The sequence below is a fragment of the Streptomyces sp. BK208 genome (assembly GCF_004364245.1).
Classification (GTDB): domain Bacteria; phylum Actinomycetota; class Actinomycetes; order Streptomycetales; family Streptomycetaceae; genus Streptomyces.
The window spans coordinates 493,999-512,011 of record NZ_SOAV01000004.1 but is presented as its reverse complement, the minus strand read 5'-3'; the positions used below and the strand labels follow the sequence as shown (position 1 = coordinate 512,011).

19 protein-coding genes are annotated in these 18,013 nt (G+C 73.1%); 11 read left to right on the top strand and 8 right to left on the bottom strand.

Going from position 1 to position 18,013, the window contains the following annotated elements; translation table 11 throughout:
* Nucleotides 1-257: 257 nt before the first annotated feature.
* The 5 genes from fabG to EV562_RS13355 all read left to right on the top strand — a co-directional run bounded on the left by fabG (nucleotide 258) and on the right by EV562_RS13355 (nucleotide 5,102).
* Nucleotides 258-1,019, top strand: coding sequence for a 3-oxoacyl-ACP reductase FabG (fabG, locus tag EV562_RS13375; protein ID WP_133887004.1), 762 nt, complete (start codon nucleotides 258-260; stop codon nucleotides 1,017-1,019).
* Nucleotides 1,020-1,055: 36 nt separating this feature from the next.
* Nucleotides 1,056-1,817 (top strand): SDR family oxidoreductase, encoded by a 762-nt coding sequence (locus EV562_RS13370; RefSeq protein ID WP_133887003.1) that lies wholly within the window; start codon nucleotides 1,056-1,058, stop codon nucleotides 1,815-1,817.
* A gap of 210 nt (nucleotides 1,818-2,027) precedes the next feature.
* On the top strand, nucleotides 2,028-3,614 hold the full coding sequence (locus EV562_RS13365) for an ABC transporter substrate-binding protein (RefSeq protein WP_166661747.1): 1,587 nt from the start codon (nucleotides 2,028-2,030) through the stop codon (nucleotides 3,612-3,614).
* Nucleotides 3,615-3,766: 152 nt separating this feature from the next.
* A complete protein-coding gene (ung, locus tag EV562_RS13360; protein ID WP_133887001.1) occupies nucleotides 3,767-4,450 on the top strand; it encodes a uracil-DNA glycosylase in 684 nt (227 codons plus the stop codon).
* A 121-nt stretch (nucleotides 4,451-4,571) separates the two neighbouring features.
* Nucleotides 4,572-5,102 carry a hypothetical protein gene (locus EV562_RS13355; protein ID WP_133887000.1) on the top strand — a complete coding sequence of 177 codons (531 nt, stop codon included), beginning with the start codon at nucleotides 4,572-4,574 and terminating at the stop codon, nucleotides 5,100-5,102.
* Between the two features lie 33 nt (nucleotides 5,103-5,135).
* Here EV562_RS13355 and EV562_RS13350 read toward each other — a convergent pair whose 3' ends face one another.
* The 3 genes from EV562_RS13350 to EV562_RS13340 form a co-directional block, all read right to left on the bottom strand.
* The gene (locus EV562_RS13350) at nucleotides 5,136-5,636 is read right to left on the bottom strand and encodes a hypothetical protein (protein ID WP_347877072.1); all 501 of its coding nucleotides are present in this window, start codon (nucleotides 5,634-5,636) and stop codon (nucleotides 5,136-5,138) included.
* Between the two features lie 112 nt (nucleotides 5,637-5,748).
* Nucleotides 5,749-6,261: a DinB family protein gene (locus EV562_RS13345; RefSeq protein ID WP_133886998.1), complete on the bottom strand. Its 513-nt coding sequence runs from the start codon at nucleotides 6,259-6,261 to the stop codon at nucleotides 5,749-5,751.
* Between the two features lie 42 nt (nucleotides 6,262-6,303).
* Nucleotides 6,304-6,936, bottom strand: coding sequence for a TetR/AcrR family transcriptional regulator (locus tag EV562_RS13340; RefSeq protein WP_133886997.1), 633 nt, complete (start codon nucleotides 6,934-6,936; stop codon nucleotides 6,304-6,306).
* Nucleotides 6,937-7,026: 90 nt separating this feature from the next.
* On the opposite strand from EV562_RS13340, the gene EV562_RS13335 reads away from it, so the two are divergent.
* Both EV562_RS13335 and EV562_RS13330 read left to right on the top strand, forming a co-directional pair.
* Nucleotides 7,027-8,208 (top strand): FAD-dependent monooxygenase, encoded by a 1,182-nt coding sequence (locus tag EV562_RS13335; protein WP_133886996.1) that lies wholly within the window; start codon nucleotides 7,027-7,029, stop codon nucleotides 8,206-8,208.
* 13 nt (nucleotides 8,209-8,221) lie between these two features.
* Nucleotides 8,222-9,130, top strand: a complete 909-nt coding sequence (locus tag EV562_RS13330) for a Gfo/Idh/MocA family oxidoreductase (protein ID WP_133886995.1) — start codon at nucleotides 8,222-8,224, stop codon at nucleotides 9,128-9,130.
* On the opposite strand, the gene lnt is transcribed toward EV562_RS13330, so the two are convergent.
* Complete coding sequence (gene lnt / locus EV562_RS13325) at nucleotides 9,051-10,628, bottom strand: apolipoprotein N-acyltransferase (protein WP_133886994.1); 1,578 nt, start codon at nucleotides 10,626-10,628, stop codon at nucleotides 9,051-9,053. The genes EV562_RS13330 and lnt overlap by 80 nt on opposite strands.
* Nucleotides 10,629-10,762: 134 nt before the next feature.
* Here lnt and EV562_RS13320 point away from each other — a divergent pair, with 134 nt between their 5' ends.
* Complete coding sequence (locus EV562_RS13320; protein WP_133886993.1) at nucleotides 10,763-11,503, top strand: SDR family oxidoreductase; 741 nt, start codon at nucleotides 10,763-10,765, stop codon at nucleotides 11,501-11,503.
* Nucleotides 11,504-11,698: 195 nt separating this feature from the next.
* Here the strand turns inward: EV562_RS13320 and EV562_RS13315 are convergent, their stop codons facing one another.
* The 3 genes from EV562_RS13315 to EV562_RS13305 form a co-directional block, all read right to left on the bottom strand.
* Nucleotides 11,699-11,878 carry a hypothetical protein gene (locus EV562_RS13315; RefSeq protein WP_133886992.1) on the bottom strand — a complete coding sequence of 60 codons (180 nt, stop codon included), beginning with the start codon at nucleotides 11,876-11,878 and terminating at the stop codon, nucleotides 11,699-11,701.
* 61 nt (nucleotides 11,879-11,939) lie between these two features.
* Nucleotides 11,940-12,815, bottom strand: a complete 876-nt coding sequence (locus EV562_RS13310; protein WP_133886991.1) for an undecaprenyl-diphosphate phosphatase — start codon at nucleotides 12,813-12,815, stop codon at nucleotides 11,940-11,942.
* A gap of 175 nt (nucleotides 12,816-12,990) precedes the next feature.
* Nucleotides 12,991-13,767 carry a TVP38/TMEM64 family protein gene (locus tag EV562_RS13305; protein ID WP_133886990.1) on the bottom strand — a complete coding sequence of 259 codons (777 nt, stop codon included), beginning with the start codon at nucleotides 13,765-13,767 and terminating at the stop codon, nucleotides 12,991-12,993.
* Nucleotides 13,768-13,816: 49 nt separating this feature from the next.
* Here EV562_RS13305 and EV562_RS13300 point away from each other — a divergent pair, with 49 nt between their 5' ends.
* The 3 genes from EV562_RS13300 (at nucleotide 13,817) to EV562_RS13290 (ending at nucleotide 16,860) form a co-directional block, all read left to right on the top strand.
* The gene (locus EV562_RS13300; RefSeq protein WP_133886989.1) at nucleotides 13,817-14,539 is read left to right on the top strand and encodes a DNA alkylation repair protein; all 723 of its coding nucleotides are present in this window, start codon (nucleotides 13,817-13,819) and stop codon (nucleotides 14,537-14,539) included.
* Between the two features lie 274 nt (nucleotides 14,540-14,813).
* A complete protein-coding gene (tuf, locus tag EV562_RS13295) occupies nucleotides 14,814-15,983 on the top strand; it encodes an elongation factor Tu (RefSeq protein ID WP_133886988.1) in 1,170 nt (389 codons plus the stop codon).
* 31 nt (nucleotides 15,984-16,014) lie between these two features.
* On the top strand, nucleotides 16,015-16,860 hold the full coding sequence (locus EV562_RS13290; RefSeq protein WP_133886987.1) for a fused MFS/spermidine synthase: 846 nt from the start codon (nucleotides 16,015-16,017) through the stop codon (nucleotides 16,858-16,860).
* 78 nt (nucleotides 16,861-16,938) lie between these two features.
* Here EV562_RS13290 and EV562_RS13285 read toward each other — a convergent pair whose 3' ends face one another.
* Entirely contained in the window at nucleotides 16,939-17,970 is a 1,032-nt protein-coding gene (locus tag EV562_RS13285; RefSeq protein WP_133886986.1) for a hypothetical protein, read from the bottom strand.
* Nucleotides 17,971-18,013: the final 43 nt, after the last annotated feature.

Here is an 18,013-nt window from a genome sequence, read left to right as displayed (position 1 = left end):
CTTTCCGGCCACGAGTGGCTCGCGCTTCGACGCTAGGGGCCCGGCGGCCCGGCGGCCCGCAGCGCTGGGCCGATCGGGCGACCGGTGCGGGGCGGCGCGCCGGGACGGCCAGGTAATGGATCACACCGGCCCGGTGTCCCGTTGACACCGCGTGCCAGGGCTTCTAGCGTCACGTCTGCGGAAGGTACTAAGCGGTCGCTCACCCCAGGGCGCACGCTCCGCACGGGCCGCATCCCCAGGACGAGGAGAAGCAGCGAATGTCCACCACTGAGCAGCGGGTCGCCGTAGTCACCGGAGCCGCGCGCGGCATCGGCGCCGCCACCGCCGTACGACTGGCCGCCGAGGGCCGTGCCGTCGCCGTCATCGACCTCGACGAGGCCGCCTGCAAGGACACCGTGGAGAAGATCACCGCGGCCGGCGGCACGGCGCTCGCGGTCGGCTGCGACGTCTCCGACGAGGCCCAGGTCGAGGCGGCCGTCGCGCGGATCGCCGAGGAGCTGGGCGCGCCGACGATCCTCGTCAACAACGCGGGCGTGCTCCGCGACAACCTGCTGTTCAAGATGAGCGTCTCCGACTGGGACACCGTCATGAACGTGCACCTGCGCGGTGCCTTCCTGATGTCGAAGGCCTGCCAGAAGCACATGGTCGACGCCAAGTTCGGGCGCATCGTCAACCTGTCCTCCTCCTCCGCCCTCGGCAACCGCGGCCAGGTCAACTACTCGGCCGCCAAGGCCGGTCTCCAGGGCTTCACGAAGACCCTCGCCAAGGAACTGGGCAAGTTCGGCGTCACCGCGAACGCCGTGGCCCCCGGCTTCATCGCCACCGAGATGACCAAGGCCACCGCCGACCGCGTCGGCATGGGCTTCGACGACTTCAAGGCCGCCGCCGCCACCCAGATCCCGGTCGCCCGCGTCGGCGAGCCCGAGGACATCGCCAACGCCATCGCCTTCTTCACCGGCGAGGCCGCCGGCTTCGTCTCCGGCCAGGTGCTGTACGTGGCCGGCGGGCCGCTCGACTAGTGAAAACGGAGACCAGGAACGGTGGGGAACACTGACATGACTGAACTGCCCGCACTCTCCGGCAAGGTCGCGCTCGTCACGGGCGCCAGCCGCGGCATCGGCTACGGCGTCGCCGAGGCCCTGGTCGCCCGCGGCGACCGGGTCTGCATCACCGGCCGCAACGAGGACGCCCTGAAGGAAGCCGTCGAGAAGCTCGGCTCCGACCGGGTCATCGGCGTCGCCGGCAAGGCGCACGACGAGGCCCACCAGGCCGTCGCCGTCGAGCGGGTGATGGAGGCCTTCGGGCGCGTCGACTTCCTGGTCAACAACGCCGGCACCAACCCGGTGTTCGGGCCGATCGCCGACCTCGACCTGAACGTCGCGCGCAAGGTCTTCGAGACCAACGTGATCTCGGCGCTCGGCTTCGCCCAGCGCACCTGGCACGCCTGGCAGAAGGACAACGGCGGCGCGATCGTCAACATCGCCTCCGTCGCGGGCCTCTCGCCCTCGCCCTTCATCGCCGCGTACGGCGTCAGCAAGGCCGCGCTGATCAACCTCACCGCTCAGCTGGCGCACGAGTTCGCGCCGAAGGTGCGGGTCAACGCGATCGCCCCGGCGGTCGTGAAGACCAAGTTCGCCGCAGCCCTGTACGAGGGACGCGAGGAGGAGGCCGCCTCGGGCTACCCGCTGGGCCGGCTCGGCGTGCCCTCCGACATCGGCGGCGCCACGGCCTTCCTCACCTCGGAGCAGTCCGCCTGGGTGACGGGCCAGACGCTCGTCGTGGACGGCGGCATCTTCCTCAACGCCGGCGTGGCCTGATCTCGCCCACGGGGAACCCCTCGGATCGATCCCGGACACGGGCGCCGTCCACACGGACGGCGCCCGTGTCCGCGTATCGGAGCACCGCGCACGATGACAACGTAGTCATCGCCAAATGATCAAAACCCCTGTTCAGAAGGGGGGTTCAGGGGGCGTGGCGCTGCGGTATGGTCTGCCGACCCTTGGTACGGCGGATCGAGGAGCGTGCGCGTGTTCAACCGGAAGCGGGGCCTGCGGCGGGTCGCGGCCATCGTGTCCATATCGTCGTTGGTCACCGGATGCGGCATCCTGTCGTCCGACAGTCCGGAGGACGAGGGGCCGATCGTCGTCGGGACGACCAGCGCCCCCAGCACCCTGGACCCGGCCGCTTCGTGGGACGGCTCCTGGGAGCTGTTCCGGAACATCTACCAGACGCTGCTCAGCTACCCCAGCGGTGCCACCGCGCCCCAGCCCGACGCCGCCGAGCAGTGCGCGTTCACCGACACGGCGAGCCAGGTGTACCGCTGCGAGCTGCGCGAGGGCCTGACCTTCTCCAACGGCGACCCCCTCGACGCCCAGGCCGTCAAGTTCTCGATCGACCGGATCAAGGACATCAACGTCAACGGTGGTCCGGCCGGCCTGCTCGGCAGCCTGGAGCGGGTCCAGGCGCCGAGCGAGCGCGAGGTGGTCTTCCACCTCAACAAGCCGGACGCCACCTTCCCGTTCGTGCTCGCCACGCCCGCCATGTCGATCGTCGACCCCGGCGCCTACCCCGCCGACGCCCTGCGCGAGGGCGGCGGCGTCGTGGGCTCCGGCCCGTACACCCTCGAGTCGTACGAGGACGGCGAGCGGGCCGAACTGCTGCGCAACGACCGCTACGAGGGCTTCGCCGAACGGCACAACAAGGCGGTGACGATCCGCTACTTCAAGGACTCCGCCGGCATGGTGAAGGCGCTGCGCGACGGCGACATCCAGGTCACCTACCGCGGTCTCGCCGCCGACGACGTCATCACCCTCCAGGGCAAGGAGGGCAAGGAGAAGAACCTCCAGCTGGTCGAGGGCAGCGGTACGGAGATCAGCTACCTGGTCTTCAACCCCGAGGACCCGTGGGCGGGGCGCAAGGAGGTGCGCCAGGCCGTCGCCCAGACGGTCGACCGGGCGGTGATCGCGCACAAGGTCTACCAGGACACCGTCGATCCGCTGTACTCGATGGTCCCCAAGGGCCTCACCGGCCACACCACCGGCTTCTTCGACGACTACGGCGACCCCAGCGTCCCCAAGGCCCGCGAGATGCTCAAGGACGCCGGCATCACCGAGCCGGTCCCGCTCACCCTCTGGTACACCACCGACCGCTACGGCTCCGAGACGGCGTCGGAGTTCAAGGAGATCAAGCGGCAGCTCGAAGCCTCCGGCCTGTTCGAGGTCACCCTCGAGAGCCGCCCGTGGAAGACCTACGTCGCCGGGTACCAGAAGGGCGAGTACCCGGTGTTCGGGCGCGGCTGGTCCCCGGACTTCCCGGACGGGGAGAACTTCATCGCCCCCTTCGTCGGCGAGCAGAACGCGCTCGGGACGCCCTACCTCACACCGGAGATCACCGGCGAGCTGCTGCCGCGCTCACGCCGGGAGAGCGACCGCGCCAACGTGGAGAAGGAGTTCGAGCGGGCCCAGCAGATCATGGTGGACGACGCGCGGCTGCTGCCGCTGTGGCAGGGCAAGCAGTACCTCGCCGCCAGCACGGACATCTCCGGCGCCGAGCAGGCCCTGGACCCGTCCACGATCATGATGATGTGGCAGCTCCACCGGAAGACGAGCTGGTAGACGATCCGGCGGAGGGATCGGCAGGCGGGCCGGCGGACGCGTCGGCGATCGCGTGGCGGCCCTCGACGGGCACCGGCCGGCGTCACCGTTGTCAGTGGTCGGCGGTAGGTTTCTGGGCACCGGAAGCGACCGCACAGCGTAAGGAAGTTGACGTGACCGACATCGCCATCCTGCCCGAGTCCTGGCGCGAGGTACTGGGCGGCGAGCTGCAGCAGCCCTACTTCAAGGAGCTGATGGAGTTCGTCGAGGAGGAGCGGGCGAGCGGCCCCGTCTACCCGCCGCGCGAAGAGGTCTTCGCCGCGCTGGACGCCACGCCCTTCGACCAGGTGAAGGTGCTGGTCCTCGGCCAGGACCCGTACCACGGCGAGGGCCAGGGGCACGGGCTGTGCTTCTCCGTCCGGCCCGGCGTGAAGGTCCCGCCGTCCCTGCGGAACATCTACAAGGAGATGCACGCGGAGCTGGGCACCCCGGTCCCGGACAACGGCTATCTGATGCCGTGGGCGAAGCAGGGCGTCCTGCTGCTGAACGCGGTGCTCACGGTCCGGGCCGGCGAGGCGAACTCGCACAAGTCCCGCGGCTGGGAGCTGTTCACCGACGCGGTGATCCGCGCGGTCGCCGAGCGGACCGACCCGGCGGTGTTCGTGCTCTGGGGGAACTACGCGCAGAAGAAGCTGCCGCTGATCGACGAGACGCGGCACGTCGTGGTCAAGGGTGCCCATCCCTCACCGCTGTCGGCGAAGAAGTTCTTCGGGTCCCGCCCCTTCACGCAGATCAACGAGGCGGTCGCGGCGCAGGGCCACGAGCCGATCGACTGGACCGTCCCGAACCTGGGCTGACCGGGTCCTCCGGGCCGGTCAGCCGGCGTCCGGCCCCGCGCTCCCCGGTGCCGCCTGACCGGGAACGCGGGTGCGTGCGGTTAGCGTCGTCGGGACAGCCGACGAGGGCACGGAGGATGCGGTGGCGAAGGGACAGGAGCAGGCGGCGCCGGACGCCGTGCTGACGCGGATCGGTCAGGTCGCCATGCTGCACCACGCGGGTGACCGCGAGGAGGCCCGGCACCGCTTCCTCGGGCTCTGGGCGGAGATCGGCGAGGGCGGCGACCCACTGCACCGCTGCACGCTGGCCCACTACCTCGCCGCCGCCCAGGACGACCCGCAGGAGCAACTGGCCTGGGACCTGCGGGCGTTGTCGTCCGCCGAGGAGCTGACCGAGGACCGCCTGGCCGACCGGCACGAGAACACGCCCGCCGCCCGCGCCCTCTCCCCGTCGCTCCACCTGCACGTGGCCGCCGACTACGACCGGCTCGGTCACCGCGAGGCGGCCCGTCTGCACCTGCGGCGCGCCCGCGCGGCGGCCGAGTCCCTCGCTCCCGGCCGCTACAGAGAGGGTGTGCGGGCCTCGATCGACCGGCTGGAGCTGCGCCTGGCAGGCCCCGGTCGGCCCGACGGCTCCGAGGGGCGGGGCCGACCGCCGCGGCAGCGGCCGTGACGCCGGGCGGCCCCCGGCGGGCGCCGCCCGGCCTCAGTGCCCGTACGTCTGCTCGCAGATGCGGGACTCGGGGCTGTCCGGGTGCCAACCGCCGTACTGCTTGCCGAGGGAGCACACGTCGGCCTTCCCGCCGCCGGCGCCGGAGGTGCCGGGCAGGTCGGGCACCCGGGGCCGGGGCCGGTTCGTGCCGGGGGCGCGGGTGTGCTCGGGCGGCGCCGGGCGGACGGGCCGCCGGCCGGGAGCACGGGCCGCGGGCGGGTCGTGCGGCCCGGTCGAGGCGGCCGGCGGCTTCGAGCGGCGGGGTGCGCCGGCGGCCCGCTCCGCGCTGGGGGACGGGCCGATCATCTCCAGCGCCTCCCGGGCCGGGGCCTGGACGACCCGGGGCACGGCCGGGCCGTCCGGGCGCGGCGCGGACGAGCGGGCGCCGGTCCCGGAGGGGGCGTCCACGGCCGGGCCGCCGACCGTCGTACAGCCGGTCAGGGCCGAGACGGTCACGGTCAGCAGGAGCGTTGCGGTGGTCGTCGTTCGATGCACCCGCGCCACTCTGCTGCCTCCGGCACCGCAACCGGAGCCGGACAAGCGGAGGTTGCCCCGCACGGGTGATCTCCGGCCCCGTACGGAGGCCCGGCGCCGACGGGAGGTGACGTCAGTCGCCCGTGGCTCCGTCCAGACGCTCGCGGATCAGGTCCGCGTGCCCGTTGTGACGCGCGTACTCCTCGATCATGTGGGTGTGGATCCAGCGCAGGGTCGAGCGCTTGCCGGTACGCAGGTGCCTGCCCTGGGACGTCTCGCCCAGCGGGACGCCGGCCGCGTTGCGGCGGGCCGCCTCGATCTCGGCCTGCCAGGTGGCGTGGGCCTCGGCGAAGGTGTCCGCCTCGGTGAACCGGAACTCGCCCTCCGTTTCCTCGCCGGAGGAGTAGATCGGGCCCGCGTCCTCGGCCGCCAGCACCCTGCGGTACCAGCTGCGCTCCACCTCCGCCATGTGCCGGACGAGTCCCATCAGGGTCAACGCCGAGGGCGCCACGGCCGCCGTCCTCAACTGTTCGTCGGTCAGTCCCTCGCACTTCCAGGCGAGGGTCTGCCGGTGGTACTCGAGCCAGCCCTCCAGCATGGCGCGTTCGCCGGCGTCGACGGGGGGTTCGCTGCGTTCGGTCGTCATGGCGGCATCCTCGCCCGGACCGGCCGTTGCCACCAGGGGATTTCAGCCCGCCGGCAGGTCGCGCCGCGGGCCGCCCAGCATGCCGTCGAGAAGTTCCCGCAGCCCCGACCGCACGTCCTTGAGGCTCGGCACCTCGGCGTGGAAGGTCCCGGCCACGCAGCTGAACATCAACCCGTCCGCCCAGGCGACCAGCGAGAGCACGTGCCGGGCCGGGTCGGTCGAGCCCATCGCCGTGACGAGGGCGCCCAGTTGCTCCCGGAAGCGGGCACCCGCCGCGTCGAAGTGCGCCCGCAGCTCCGGGCGGCGGGTGGCCTCCAGGGCCAGTTCGTACCGGGCCCGTGTCAGCGCGCGGTTGCGGGTCAGCGCCCGGTGGGTCGCCAGTGCCAGCGCGTCGGCCAGCGCGTCGAGACCGGCCCGCGGGTCCGGCATCTCGTGCAGCGCGAGCACCCTCGCCTCCCGGTCGGCCAGCCGCCGCACCGCCCGCTCCAGCAGCGCCTGCCGGGTCCGGGCGACATTGGACGTGGAGCCCTGGGGGAGTCCGGCCGTCTCGTCGACCGCCCGGTGGGTGAGCCCGCGCATCCCGCGCTCGGCCAGCAGCGTCAGCGCGGCGTCGGCGACCCGGTCGGCGCGGGAGGCGCCGGACGATGATCCGGAGGGTGCGGCAGGAGAGGACATGGAGCTCAATCTACCCGGCTCACTACGGCTGTAGTACAGTCGGCGGTGAGCCCTACTACAGCTGTAGTGAGCCGAGCGTGGAGGAGAGTCATGACACGGACGAGGACGGCCGTCGTGATAGGCGGCGGCATCGGCGGACTCACCGCGGCGGCCGCCCTGCACCTGAGCGGCCTGCGGGTCACCGTCCTGGAGCGCGCCCCCTCGCTCCGGCCGGTCGGTGCGGCCATCTCGCTGTCGCCCAACGCCCTGCGCGCCCTGGACGTGATCGGACTCGGCGACGAGATCCGCGCCCTCGCCGCCTGGCAGGGCGACGGGGGACTGCGCACCCCCGGCGGGCGGTGGCTCTCCCGGTCCAGTGCCGAAGCCGCCGAAGCACGCTTCGGCGGCCCGCTGGTACTGCTCCACCGGTCCACCCTCGTCGAGCGCCTCGCCGCGCTGCTGCCGCCGGAGGCGGTCCGCACGGCCGCCGACGCCGTGCTCACCGACCCCGGCGACCGCGACCGGCCGGCCAGGGTCCGCCTCCCGGACGGCGAACTGGAGGCCGACCTGGTCGTCGGGGCCGACGGCATCCACTCCGCCGTACGCCGCACGCTGTTCCCGCGGCACCCCGGCACCGTCTACTCCGGCTTCACCACCTGGCGGGTCGTGATCCCCGTCCCGGGCGTCGAGTTCGCCTCCCACGAGACCTGGGGCCCGGGCCGCCTCTGGGGCACGCATCCGCTCAAGGACGGCCGGGTCTACGCCTACGCCGCCGCCGTCACCCCGGCCGGCGGACACGCGGCCGACGAGAGGGCCGAACTGCTGCACCGCTACGGCGACTGGCACGATCCGATCCCCGCTGTCCTCGCCGCCGCCCGCCCCGAGGACGTCCTGCGCCACGACGTGCACCACATCGCCGAGCCGCTGCCCTCCTACCACCTGGGCAGGGCCGTCCTGCTCGGAGACGCCGCGCACGCCATGCCGCCGACCCTCGGCCAGGGCGGCAACCAGGCCATCGAGGACGCGGTGGTGCTGGCCCACCACAGCCAGGACCTCGCCGCCTACACGGCCGCCCGGCTGCCCCGCACCACCGCCGTCGCCCGCCAGGCCGTCAGGGTGGCCCGCCTCAACATGATGGGCAGCCGCACCGGCATCGCGGTCCGCGACGCCGCCCTCCTCGCCCTCTCCAAGGCCGGACCTGCACTGTTCCTGCGCGGCTTCGACGGCATCGCCGACTGGCGGCCCCCGCAGCCCCCGTATGCTTCCCGGCGGACCCAGGTCGGCGAGCGTTAGAGGAGCACATCCCGTGAAGGTCGGCTGCATCGGACTCGGCGACATCGCGCAGAAGGCCTACCTGCCGGTGCTCGCCGCCCTCCCCGGGATCGAACTGCACCTGCAGACCCGCACCCCCGCCACCCTCACCCGGGTCGCGGACAAGCTGCGCGTCCCGTCGCGGCAGCGCCACGCCGACCTCGACGCGCTCCTCGCCCAGGGCCTCGACGCCGCCTTCGTGCACGCGCCGACGTCCGTCCACCCCGAGATCGTGACCCGGCTGCTAAAAGCCGGCGTGCCCACCTACGTCGACAAGCCCCTCGCCTACGAACTCGCCGACTCCGAGCGCCTGGTCGTCCTCGCCGAGGAGCGGCGCACCAGCCTCGCCGTCGGCTTCAACCGGCGCCACGCCCCGGGGTACGCGCAGTGCGCCGAGCACCCGCGCGAGCTGATCCTCATGCAGAAGAACCGCACCGGCCTGCCCGAGGACCCGCGCACGATGATCCTCGACGACTTCATCCACGTCGTCGACACCCTGAGGTTCCTGGTGCCCGGACCGGTCGACGACGTGACGGTGCGCGCCCGCGCGGAGGGCGGCCTGCTCCACCACGTCGTGCTGCAGCTCGCCGGGGACGGCTTCACCGCGCTCGGCGTGATGAACCGGCTCAGCGGCTCGACGGAGGAGATCCTGGAGGTCTCCGGCCAGGACACCAAGCGCCAGGTGGTCAACCTCGCCGAGGTGATCGACCACAAGGGCCAGCCGACCGTGCGGCGGCGGGGCGACTGGGTGCCCGTGGCCCGCCAGCGCGGCATCGAGCAGGCGGTGCTCGCCTTCCTCGACGCGGTGCGCTCGGGCGAGGTGCTCAGCGCCCGGGACGCGCTGGAGACCCATGAGCTGTGCGAGCGGGTGGTCCGGGCCGTCGTGCCGCCCCGCTCCGCCTGAGCCGCACCGTCCGCACGCCCTCCGCGGCGCCCCAGACCCCCAGGGTCAGCAGCGCCGCGTACACCGTCCAGTCGCCGTAGCGGACGTACGGCGTGGTGCCCCGGGCCAGCGGGATCTCGTAGACCCGGGAGGCGCTCGCGCCGGTGCCGAGCCAGGAGCCGATCCGCTCACCGTCCGCGCCGTAGACGGCGGAGACACCGGTCAGTGTCGCGTGCACCATGGGACGGCCGGTCTCGGCGGCGCGCAGCGCGGCGAGCGAGGCGTGCTGCTCGGGCGCCCAGGTGTGCTGGAAGGTCGAGGTCGAGGACTGGGCGACCAGCACCTGGGCACCGTCGGCGACCAGACTGCGGCTCATGTCGGGGAACGCGCTCTCGAAGCAGACCATCGGCCCGATCCGCAGGCGGTCGCCGACGTCCATCACCACCTGCTCGGTGCCCCGCCTGCGGTCCTCGCCGGCCGCCTTGCCGACCGAGGTGGCCCAGCCGAGCATCGAGCGGAACGGCACGTACTCGCCGAAGGGGACGAGCCGCATCTTGTCGTACCGATCGCCGGTCGGTCCCGCCGCCCCGACGAGCACCGAACTCTTGTAGATGCCGGGTCTGTCGGAGCGCCGGGCGTCCACGTTGACCAGGATGTCCGCGCCCGTCTCCCGGGACAGGGCCGCGAGCCGCCGGGCGAAGTCCGGCCGGTCGTCGAGGTCGTAGCCGACACTGCTCTCGCCCCAGACGATCAGGTCGAGGTCCCGGCCCGCCAGCCGCCGGGTCAGCTGCTCCTCGCGGTCGAACCGCCGGTCCGCACTGTCCGCCCCGGCGACGATGCCCGGCTGCACCGCGGCGATCGCGACCCGCTCGCCGGTGTCGGGGCGCGGCGACCAGACCCAGGCCGCCGAGGCGGCCGCGGCGGTGGCGACCAGCCCGGCCAGGGCCGGCACCCTCGCCCGCCGCACGGCCACGAGGACCGTGACGGCGACGTTGACGGCCACCACCAGGAAGCTGAGCAGCCACACCCCGCCCACCGAGGCGAGCCGCAGCGCCGGAGCCACCTGCCACTGGGAGGCGCCGAGCATGCCCCAGGGGCCGCCGAGTCCCTGCCAGGAACGGACCAGCTCGGCCAGCAGCCAGCCCGAGGGCAGTACCACCAGGGCCGCCGCGACCCGGCCGGCGGACGGCGCCCCGCCCAGCATCCGGCGCACCAGCCAGCCCCACGGGACCCACAGGGCGCCGAGCAGCGCGGCGATGACGAAGGTGAACACGTGCAGGTTCGGCAGCAGCCAGTGGTGCATGGCCAGCACGAACCCGAACCCGCCGCACCACCCGTCGTACGCCGCCCGCTTCCCGCGCCGGGCGGTGCGGGCCAGCAGGATCCAGGGCACCAGTGCGAACCAGGCCCACCACCACAGGGCCGGGCCCGGGAAGGCGAGCACGGGCAGGGCCCCGGCGAGCACGGCGAGGACCGAGCGCCGCCACGAGGAGGCGAGCCAATGGTCGAGCGTCTTCATGGGCGCCTCCCTACCCGGTGATCTGTCCAGTGTGCGTCCGTGACGACGGCGAATTCAGTTGATCACACCGCGGCCTGGGCAGCGCGCGGCACTCCTCCTAAGATGATCGATGATCGATCAAAATGGAGGTGCTCATGAACCGACCCATCACGGTGGTCACCGGCGGCAGCCGGGGCATCGGCGCGGCGACCTGCCTGCGGCTCGCGACGGAGGGGCACGACGTCGCCGTGGGCTACGCGGCGGACGCCGCCGCCGCCGAGACGGTCGTCGCGGCGGTGCGCGAGGCGGGCGGGCGCGGCGTCGCCGTGCGGGCGGACACGTCCGTCGAGGCCGACGTCGAGCGGCTCTTCGACACGGTGGAGGAGCGGCTCGGTCCCGTGACGGGCCTGGTGAACAACGCGGCCGTGACCGGCCCGCTGGGCCGGCTCGCCGACAGCGACACCGCGGACCTGCGCCGGGTCCTCGACGTCAACCTCCTGGGCGTGCTGCTGTGCTCCCGGCGGGCGGCACGACTGATGACGCCGCGGCGGAGCGGCGTGATCGTGAACGTGTCGTCGGGCGCCGCGACGCTGGGCAGCCCGGGGGAGTACGTGCACTACGCGGCGAGCAAGGCGGGCGTCGACGCGCTGACCCTGGGCCTGGCCAAGGAACTCGGTCCGGACGGCATCCGGGTCAACGCCGTGGCCCCCGGCGTGATCGACACCGAGATGCACGCGGCGGCGGGCGACGCGGGCCGGGCGGCGCGGATGGGGGCTTCGGTGCCGATGGGACGTGCGGGCCGCGCGGAGGAGATCGCCGCGGCGATCGCCTGGCTGATGTCGTCCGACGCGTCGTACACGACGGGGACGGTGCTCCGGGTCGCCGGCGGGCGCTGACCCCTCTCGGGGTGATCCCCCGGAAGGCGGGGCGGCTGCGGGCCCCGGCCGGGGCCGGGGGCGTCATCCGCGCCGACCGGGCCGCCCTGTGACGGCGGGCCCCGCGCCGGGCCGGGCCGCCTCCGTGTCGAGTGGAGCCCCGGGCCGGGCCGCCCTCGGGCGGGCCCGGGCTCGGGTCCGGACCGCCCCCGTCGTTCAGGCCGCCTCGACGACCTCGCCGCGGATCGCCGTCGCCCACTCGACCACCAGCAGCTCGTACTCCACGCGCTCCTGCGCGGACAGGGAACCGCCCGCGCGCCGCCACAGCGCGCGGATCCGGTCGTTCAGCTCCGCGGCGGACCGCACGGAACCAGGGGTCGTGTAATCGGGGGACATGCGGACAAGCCTAGGGGCAAGCACTGACACTGCGCTACCGGACCGCTACACAAACGTGCGGTCAGCCGGCGGACTCCGCGGCGTGCGGGCTGAGGACACCCGCCGCGACCAGGGCGATGATGGCGATCCCGAGCGCGATGCGGTACCAGACGAACGGCATGAAGCTCTTGGTGGAGATCCACTTCATGAACCAGGCGATGACCACGTACCCGGTGGCGAAGGCGATGACCGTCGCGAAGAGCGTCGGCCCCCAGGAGACGTGGTCGCTCTCCATGGCGTCCTTAAGCTCGAAGACGCCGGACGCCAGCACCGCCGGGACCGCCAGCAGGAACGAGTACCGGGCGGCGGCCTCACGCCGGTAGCCCATGAAGAGGCCACCGCTGATGGTCGCGCCGGAGCGGGAGACGCCGGGGATGAGGGCCGCCGCCTGGCACAGACCGTAGATCAGGCCGTCCCGCACACCCAGGTCCTTCAGCTCCTTGCGCTGCTGAGGGGCGCGGTGCCGGCCGCCCCGCTCGTCGCGGGCGGCCATCCGGTCGGCGACGCCGATGACGACGCCGACGACGATCAGCATCGTGGCGGTGATCCGCAGGTCGCGGAAGGGGCCCTCGATCTGGTCCTTCAGCGTCAGGCCGAGCACGCCGATCGGGATGGAGCCGACGATCACCAGCCAGCCCATGCGCGCGTCGGGGTCGTGCCGCATCGCCTTGTCGGTGAGCGAGCGGGTCCACGCCGAGATGATCCGACCGATGTCCTTGCGGAAGTAGATGAGCACCGCGGCCTCGGTGCCGATCTGCGTGATCGCCGTGAAGGCCGCCCCCGGGTCGTGCCAGCCGGCGAACGCAGCGGTCAGCCGCAGGTGCGCGCTGGACGACACGGGGAGGAACTCGGTCAGCCCCTGGACGAGTCCAAGGACGAGGGATTCAAACCAAGACATGGAGTTACGTCAGTCCAAGGGGCGATCGAGAAACGGTCGGCGGACACGCCGAACCGTCGTGTGCGTGATCGGGACCTGGCGTGCCGAGGGGCAGCGTAGCGCCCCCGGATGAACCCCGGGTGACGGGGGGAGCGGCCCCCGGGGGGACCGCGGCCGTGGCAGCGGGACGACGCCGTCAGTGTCCGCGCATCCGGTGGCGCTTGCGCCAGGCGACGACCGCCCCCGCGAGCCCGGGCAGGGCGATGCAGGCCAGCGCGATCAGGAAGGCGGGAGAGGTCGGCGTCGAGGCGCGGGCGCCCGCGACGACGTAGGCGGCGGTGTTGGGGATCGAACCGAGCGCCGTCGCCAGCAGGAAGGGCAGCAGACCCATGCGGGAGACGGCGGCGCAGTAGTTGGCGGCGGCGAACGGCACCCCGGGGAACAGCCGCGCCGCCAGCATCGAGCGGAAACCGTGCCGGCTCAGCTGCCCGTCCGCGGCCTTCAGCCACTTGCCGCGCAGCAGCGGACGCAGCGCCTCCTGGCCGAGGACCCGGCCGAGACAGAAGGCGATCCCGGCGCCGAGCACCGTCCCGGCCAGCGCGGAGGCCAGCCCCAACTGAGAGCCGAACAGGGCACCGGCCGCCAGGTTGAGCAGCGGACGCGGCACGAAGGCGACCGTGCACAACCCGTACGCCACCGCGTACGCGACGGCCGCGGCGGCTCCCCCCAGCTGGGGCGGCCAGCCGTTGGTCAGCAACTGCTGCGGCTGGAACAGCACCACCGTCGTCGCGGCCGAGGCCAGCAGGGCGACGAGCAGGGAGAGCCGCGACCACGGGGACAGCAGCACTCTCGTCACACGGGTGGTGAGGCCCGTCGGTGAGGCCGGTCCGGCGGTGGCGACGGCGAGTTCGGCGGCGGCGGTCCGGGGACTGACCGTGGCGGTGCCCCCAGAGCGGGTGGTGGCATCGAGCATCCGGCGACACTAACCGACACATGTGTGTGATCGCCGTATGCTGCGTCTCATGAGCGTCACAACCCGGCCGGTTCCGGACCCGCCGCACAGCGCTCTCGCCGACACCGTACTGCGGCGGCTCACCGCCGAGTACCCCGCCGCGGCCGATCCCGAGCGGGCCGTCGGGCAGCGGGCGTACATGCGGGACGTGGCTCCCTTCCTGGGCCTGACCTCCTCTGTTCGCCGCTCCCTGTCCCGTGCCGTCCTGTCCGGCGTGCCCCGCCCCGGCGAGGCGGACTGCGCCGCGGTCGCGCTGCGCTGCTGGCAGTTGCCCGAGCGCGAGTACCACTACTTCGCCGTCGACTACCTGCGCCGGTATGTGACGTACTGCTCGTCCGATTTCCTGCCGGTGGTGCGGTACCTGCTCACCACGGTGCCCTGGTGGGACACCGTCGACCTGCTCGCCGCGCACGTCGTCGGGGGCCTGGTCGCCGCCGACCGGGACCTCACGGCCGACATGGACGCCTGGATCGAGGACGCGGACCGCTGGCTGGTCCGCGCGGCGCTCCTGCACCAGCTGCGCTACAAGCAACGTACCGACACCGACCGCCTCTTCGGCTACTGTGCCCGTCAGTCGGAGCACGGCGACTTCTTCGTCCGCAAGGCCATCGGCTGGAGCCTGCGCGAGTACGCCAAGACCGACCCGGACGCCGTGCGCGCCTTCGTGGCCGGGCACCGGGACCGCCTCGCGCCGCTGTCGGTGCGGGAGGCGCTGCGGACCGTCGGCCCGTAGCGGGAGCGGCCCGGTCCTCGGACTCCCGGCCCCCGAAAACCATTCGACGTGCGGCGAGGCGTCGGCGATGATCGGCGTCATGTTCCGGTACGCCTTCCACCTCGCAGCATCCGCGGTCGCGGATGCCCCGAAGGCTGCCGTCGCCCACTTCACCGCCGCAGTCGACGGCGCCCGAAGCTGACCCTCCCCGGATCGTCCGGCGGACCCCGCAGGGGGAGGGTCGGCCGGCCCCAGGGGTCCCCGCCACACCGCCACGAGGCTTCGAGGTACCGCCATGTCCAAGACGGCGTACGTCCGCACCAAACCGCATCTGAACATCGGCACGATGGGCCATGTCGACCACGGCAAGACCACCCTGACCGCCGCCATCACCAAGGTCCTCGCCGAGCGCGGGACCGGCACGTTCGTGCCGTTCGACCGCATCGACCGCGCCCCGGAGGAGGCGGCGCGCGGCATCACCATCAACATCGCGCACGTCGAGTACGAGACCGACACCCGGCACTACGCGCACGTCGACATGCCCGGGCACGCCGACTACGTCAAGAACATGGTCACCGGCGCCGCCCAGCTGGACGGGGCGATCCTCGTCGTCTCGGCGCTGGACGGGATCATGCCGCAGACCGCCGAACACGTGCTGCTCGCCCGGCAGGTGGGCGTCGACCACATCGTGGTCGCGCTCAACAAGGCCGACGCGGGCGACGAGGAACTGACCGACCTGGTCGAGCTGGAGGTCCGGGAACTGCTCACCGCGCACGGCTACGGCGGCGACGCCGTGCCCGTCGTACGGGTCTCCGGGCTGAAGGCCCTGGCGGGCGACCCGAGGTGGACGGCGTCCGTCGATGCGCTGCTCGACGCCGTGGACACGTACGTGCCCATGCCCGAGCGGTACCTGGACGCGCCGTTCCTGCTGCCGGTGGAGAACGTGCTCACCATCACCGGCCGCGGCACCGTCGTCACCGGCGCCGTCGAGCGCGGCACCGTGCGCGTCGGCGACCGGGTCGAGGTGCTCGGGGCGTCCGTCGAGACGGTCGTCACCGGCCTGGAGACCTTCGGCAAGCCGATGCAGGAGGCGCAGGCCGGGGACAACGTGGCGCTGCTGCTGCGCGGAGTCGCCCGCGACACCGTGCGCAGGGGACACGTGGTCGCCGTGCCCGGCAGCGTCGTGCCCGCCCGCCGCTTCACCGCGCGGGTGTACGTGCTGCCGACGCGCGAGGGTGGCCGGTCGACGCCGCTCACCACCGGGTACCGGCCGCAGTTCTACCTGCGGACCGCGGACGTCGTCGGTGACGTCGACCTCGGCGAGCCGGCCGTGGCGCGGCCCGGGGACACCGTCACCATGACGGTCGAGCTGGGGCGGGACGTGCCGCTGGAGACGGGACTCGGCTTCGCGATCCGCGAGGGCGGCCGTACCGTGGGGGCGGGGACCGTGACCGCGGTGGGGTGAACGCCCTGCCCGGCACCGGCACAATGGGCAGGTGAACGAAGCCATACCCGTCAGCCGCGTCACCGACCACGGCACGGCCAAGCTCATGCCCGACGTCGACCGGGAACGGGCCTGGCTGCTCACCGTGGACGGGGCGCCGCAGTCCTACGTCGACCTGGACGAGCCGGCGCACCTGGAGTTCGAGTACACGCGCCGGCTCGGCCACGTCCTGGACACGGTGGCCGAGCCGGGCCGCGCGCTGGACGTCCTGCACCTGGGCGGCGGCGCGCTGACCCTGCCCCGGTACGTGGCCGCGACCCGGCCCGGCTCGCGCCAGGACGTGGTGGAGGCGGACCGCGGGCTGCTCGGCCTGGTCGCCGAGCACCTGCCGCTGCCGCCGGGCGCGGGCGTCACCGCCCACGGCGACGACGCCCGCGCCTGGCTGGAACGCGCCCCCGCGGACTCGGCCGACGTACTGGTCGCCGACGTCTTCGGGGGCTCGCGGGTGCCCGCGCACCTGACCTCCACGGGCTACGTGCGCGAGGCCGCCCGGGTGCTGCGCCCCGACGGTGTCTACGTGGCGAACCTGGCCGACGGGGCGCCGTTCGCCTTCCTGCGCGGCCAACTGGCCGGATTCGCCCTGTTCTTCGAGGAGCTGGCGCTGATCGCCGAACCGGGGGTGCTGCGCGGGCGCCGCTTCGGCAACGCCGTGCTCGTCGCCGCGCACCGGCCGCTGGACATCGCGGTCCTGGCCCGGCGCACCGCCGCCGACGCCTTCCCGGCCAGGGTCGAGCACGGGCCCGCGCTGCGGGACTTCACCGGCGACGCCCGGCCGGTGCGCGACGAGGACGCCGTGCCGTCGCCGGAGCCGCCCGCAGGGGCGTTCGGCATCGGCTGAGCGGCGCGCGAGCCCCGCGGCGCGCGAGCCCCGCGGCGCGCGAGGCCCGCGGCGCGCGAGCCCCGCGGTGCGGGTGCGCTAGGACTCGGTCGGCGGTTCCTCGGTGAGGCGCACGGTGCTGAGGATCTTCTGGATCGTCGCCTCCGGGATCTCCTCGTCGACGCCCTTGGCGCCGTACAGGTTCCAGGTGACGAAATCGTCGGCACCGTTCTTGAACGCGAAGGTGATCGCCTTGCCCTCGGTGTCGCACTTGCCCTTCTGGGGCGTGCCCTCCGAGTGGGCGGTGATGACGCTGCCCTTGACGCCGGAGGCGGTCGTGTACGCCTTCGGCTTGCCGTACTTGACGCTCTTCTTGTCGGGCTCCGTGTAACCGCCGTAGATCCACCACGGCACCCGCGTCTCGGCCGCCATGTCGGTGTCCTTGGCGCCGCTCTCGCCGCGGGTGCCGGCGGTGGCGAGGGCGGTGCTCTCCTTGCGGCCGTCCTTGTTCTCGTCGGTCGTGCACCACTCGGACTTGAGGTACGCCGGGGCGGTGACGGTGGTGCGGTCGGTCTTGCCGTCCTCTTCCCACTCGAAGCCGACGCTGGTGTCGGTGCTGTCGATCTCCCAGTCCGCGGGCACGTCGAACATGGTGCCGAAGCGCGGGTTGGCGACGACCTTCCAGCCGTCGATGGTGGCCTTCGCGCCCTCACCGCCGCGCGGGTTGTCGTCGGAACCCGTAGCGGTCGGGTCGGCGGTGGGGGACTCGGACTTGCCCGTGGTCGGGCTCGCGGACGTCTTCTTGTCCTTGCCGTCGTCCGCCTGGTCGTCCTTGTCACCGCCGAGCACCAGGAACCCGGTGACACCGGCGGCCACCACGACGGCGAGGGACGCGACGATCGCGACCAGCTTCGTCCGGTTGCCGCCACCGCCACCGCCACCGCCCGGCGCCGGCTGCGGCGCGGTGGGAGGCTGCGGCGTACTCCACTGCTGCTGCCCGTATGCGCCGGGCTGCTGCTGGTAGCCGGGCTGCTGGTAGGGATTCGGCTGCTGGTACCCCGGCTGCTGGTAGGGGTTGTTCTGGTTCTGCGGGTTCTGCTCGCCCCCGGGCGGCTGCTGTCCTGGCCACATGAGCAGTCACCCTAATGCCGCCCAGGACACGATTCGGTCACCG

Bases quoted from the DNA above. Each gene is read 5' to 3' on its own strand.
- fabG (WP_133887004.1), top strand. From the start codon at position 258: ATGTCCACCACTGAGCAGCGGGTCGCCGTAGTCACCGGAGCCGCGCGC.
- EV562_RS13370 (WP_133887003.1), top strand. From the start codon at position 1,056: ATGACTGAACTGCCCGCACTCTCCGGCAAGGTCGCGCTCGTCACGGGC.
- EV562_RS13345 (WP_133886998.1), bottom strand. From the start codon at position 6,261: ATGACGACCGAACGCAGCGAACCCCCCGTCGACGCCGGCGAACGCGCC.
- EV562_RS13340 (WP_133886997.1), bottom strand. From the start codon at position 6,936: ATGTCCTCTCCTGCCGCACCCTCCGGATCATCGTCCGGCGCCTCCCGC.
- EV562_RS13335 (WP_133886996.1), top strand. From the start codon at position 7,027: ATGACACGGACGAGGACGGCCGTCGTGATAGGCGGCGGCATCGGCGGA.
- lnt (WP_133886994.1), bottom strand. From the start codon at position 10,628: ATGAAGACGCTCGACCATTGGCTCGCCTCCTCGTGGCGGCGCTCGGTC.
- EV562_RS13320 (WP_133886993.1), top strand. From the start codon at position 10,763: ATGAACCGACCCATCACGGTGGTCACCGGCGGCAGCCGGGGCATCGGC.
- EV562_RS13315 (WP_133886992.1), bottom strand. From the start codon at position 11,878: ATGTCCCCCGATTACACGACCCCTGGTTCCGTGCGGTCCGCCGCGGAG.
- EV562_RS13310 (WP_133886991.1), bottom strand. From the start codon at position 12,815: ATGTCTTGGTTTGAATCCCTCGTCCTTGGACTCGTCCAGGGGCTGACC.
- EV562_RS13305 (WP_133886990.1), bottom strand. From the start codon at position 13,767: ATGCTCGATGCCACCACCCGCTCTGGGGGCACCGCCACGGTCAGTCCC.
- EV562_RS13300 (WP_133886989.1), top strand. From the start codon at position 13,817: ATGAGCGTCACAACCCGGCCGGTTCCGGACCCGCCGCACAGCGCTCTC.
- tuf (WP_133886988.1), top strand. From the start codon at position 14,814: ATGTCCAAGACGGCGTACGTCCGCACCAAACCGCATCTGAACATCGGC.
- EV562_RS13285 (WP_133886986.1), bottom strand. From the start codon at position 17,970: ATGTGGCCAGGACAGCAGCCGCCCGGGGGCGAGCAGAACCCGCAGAAC.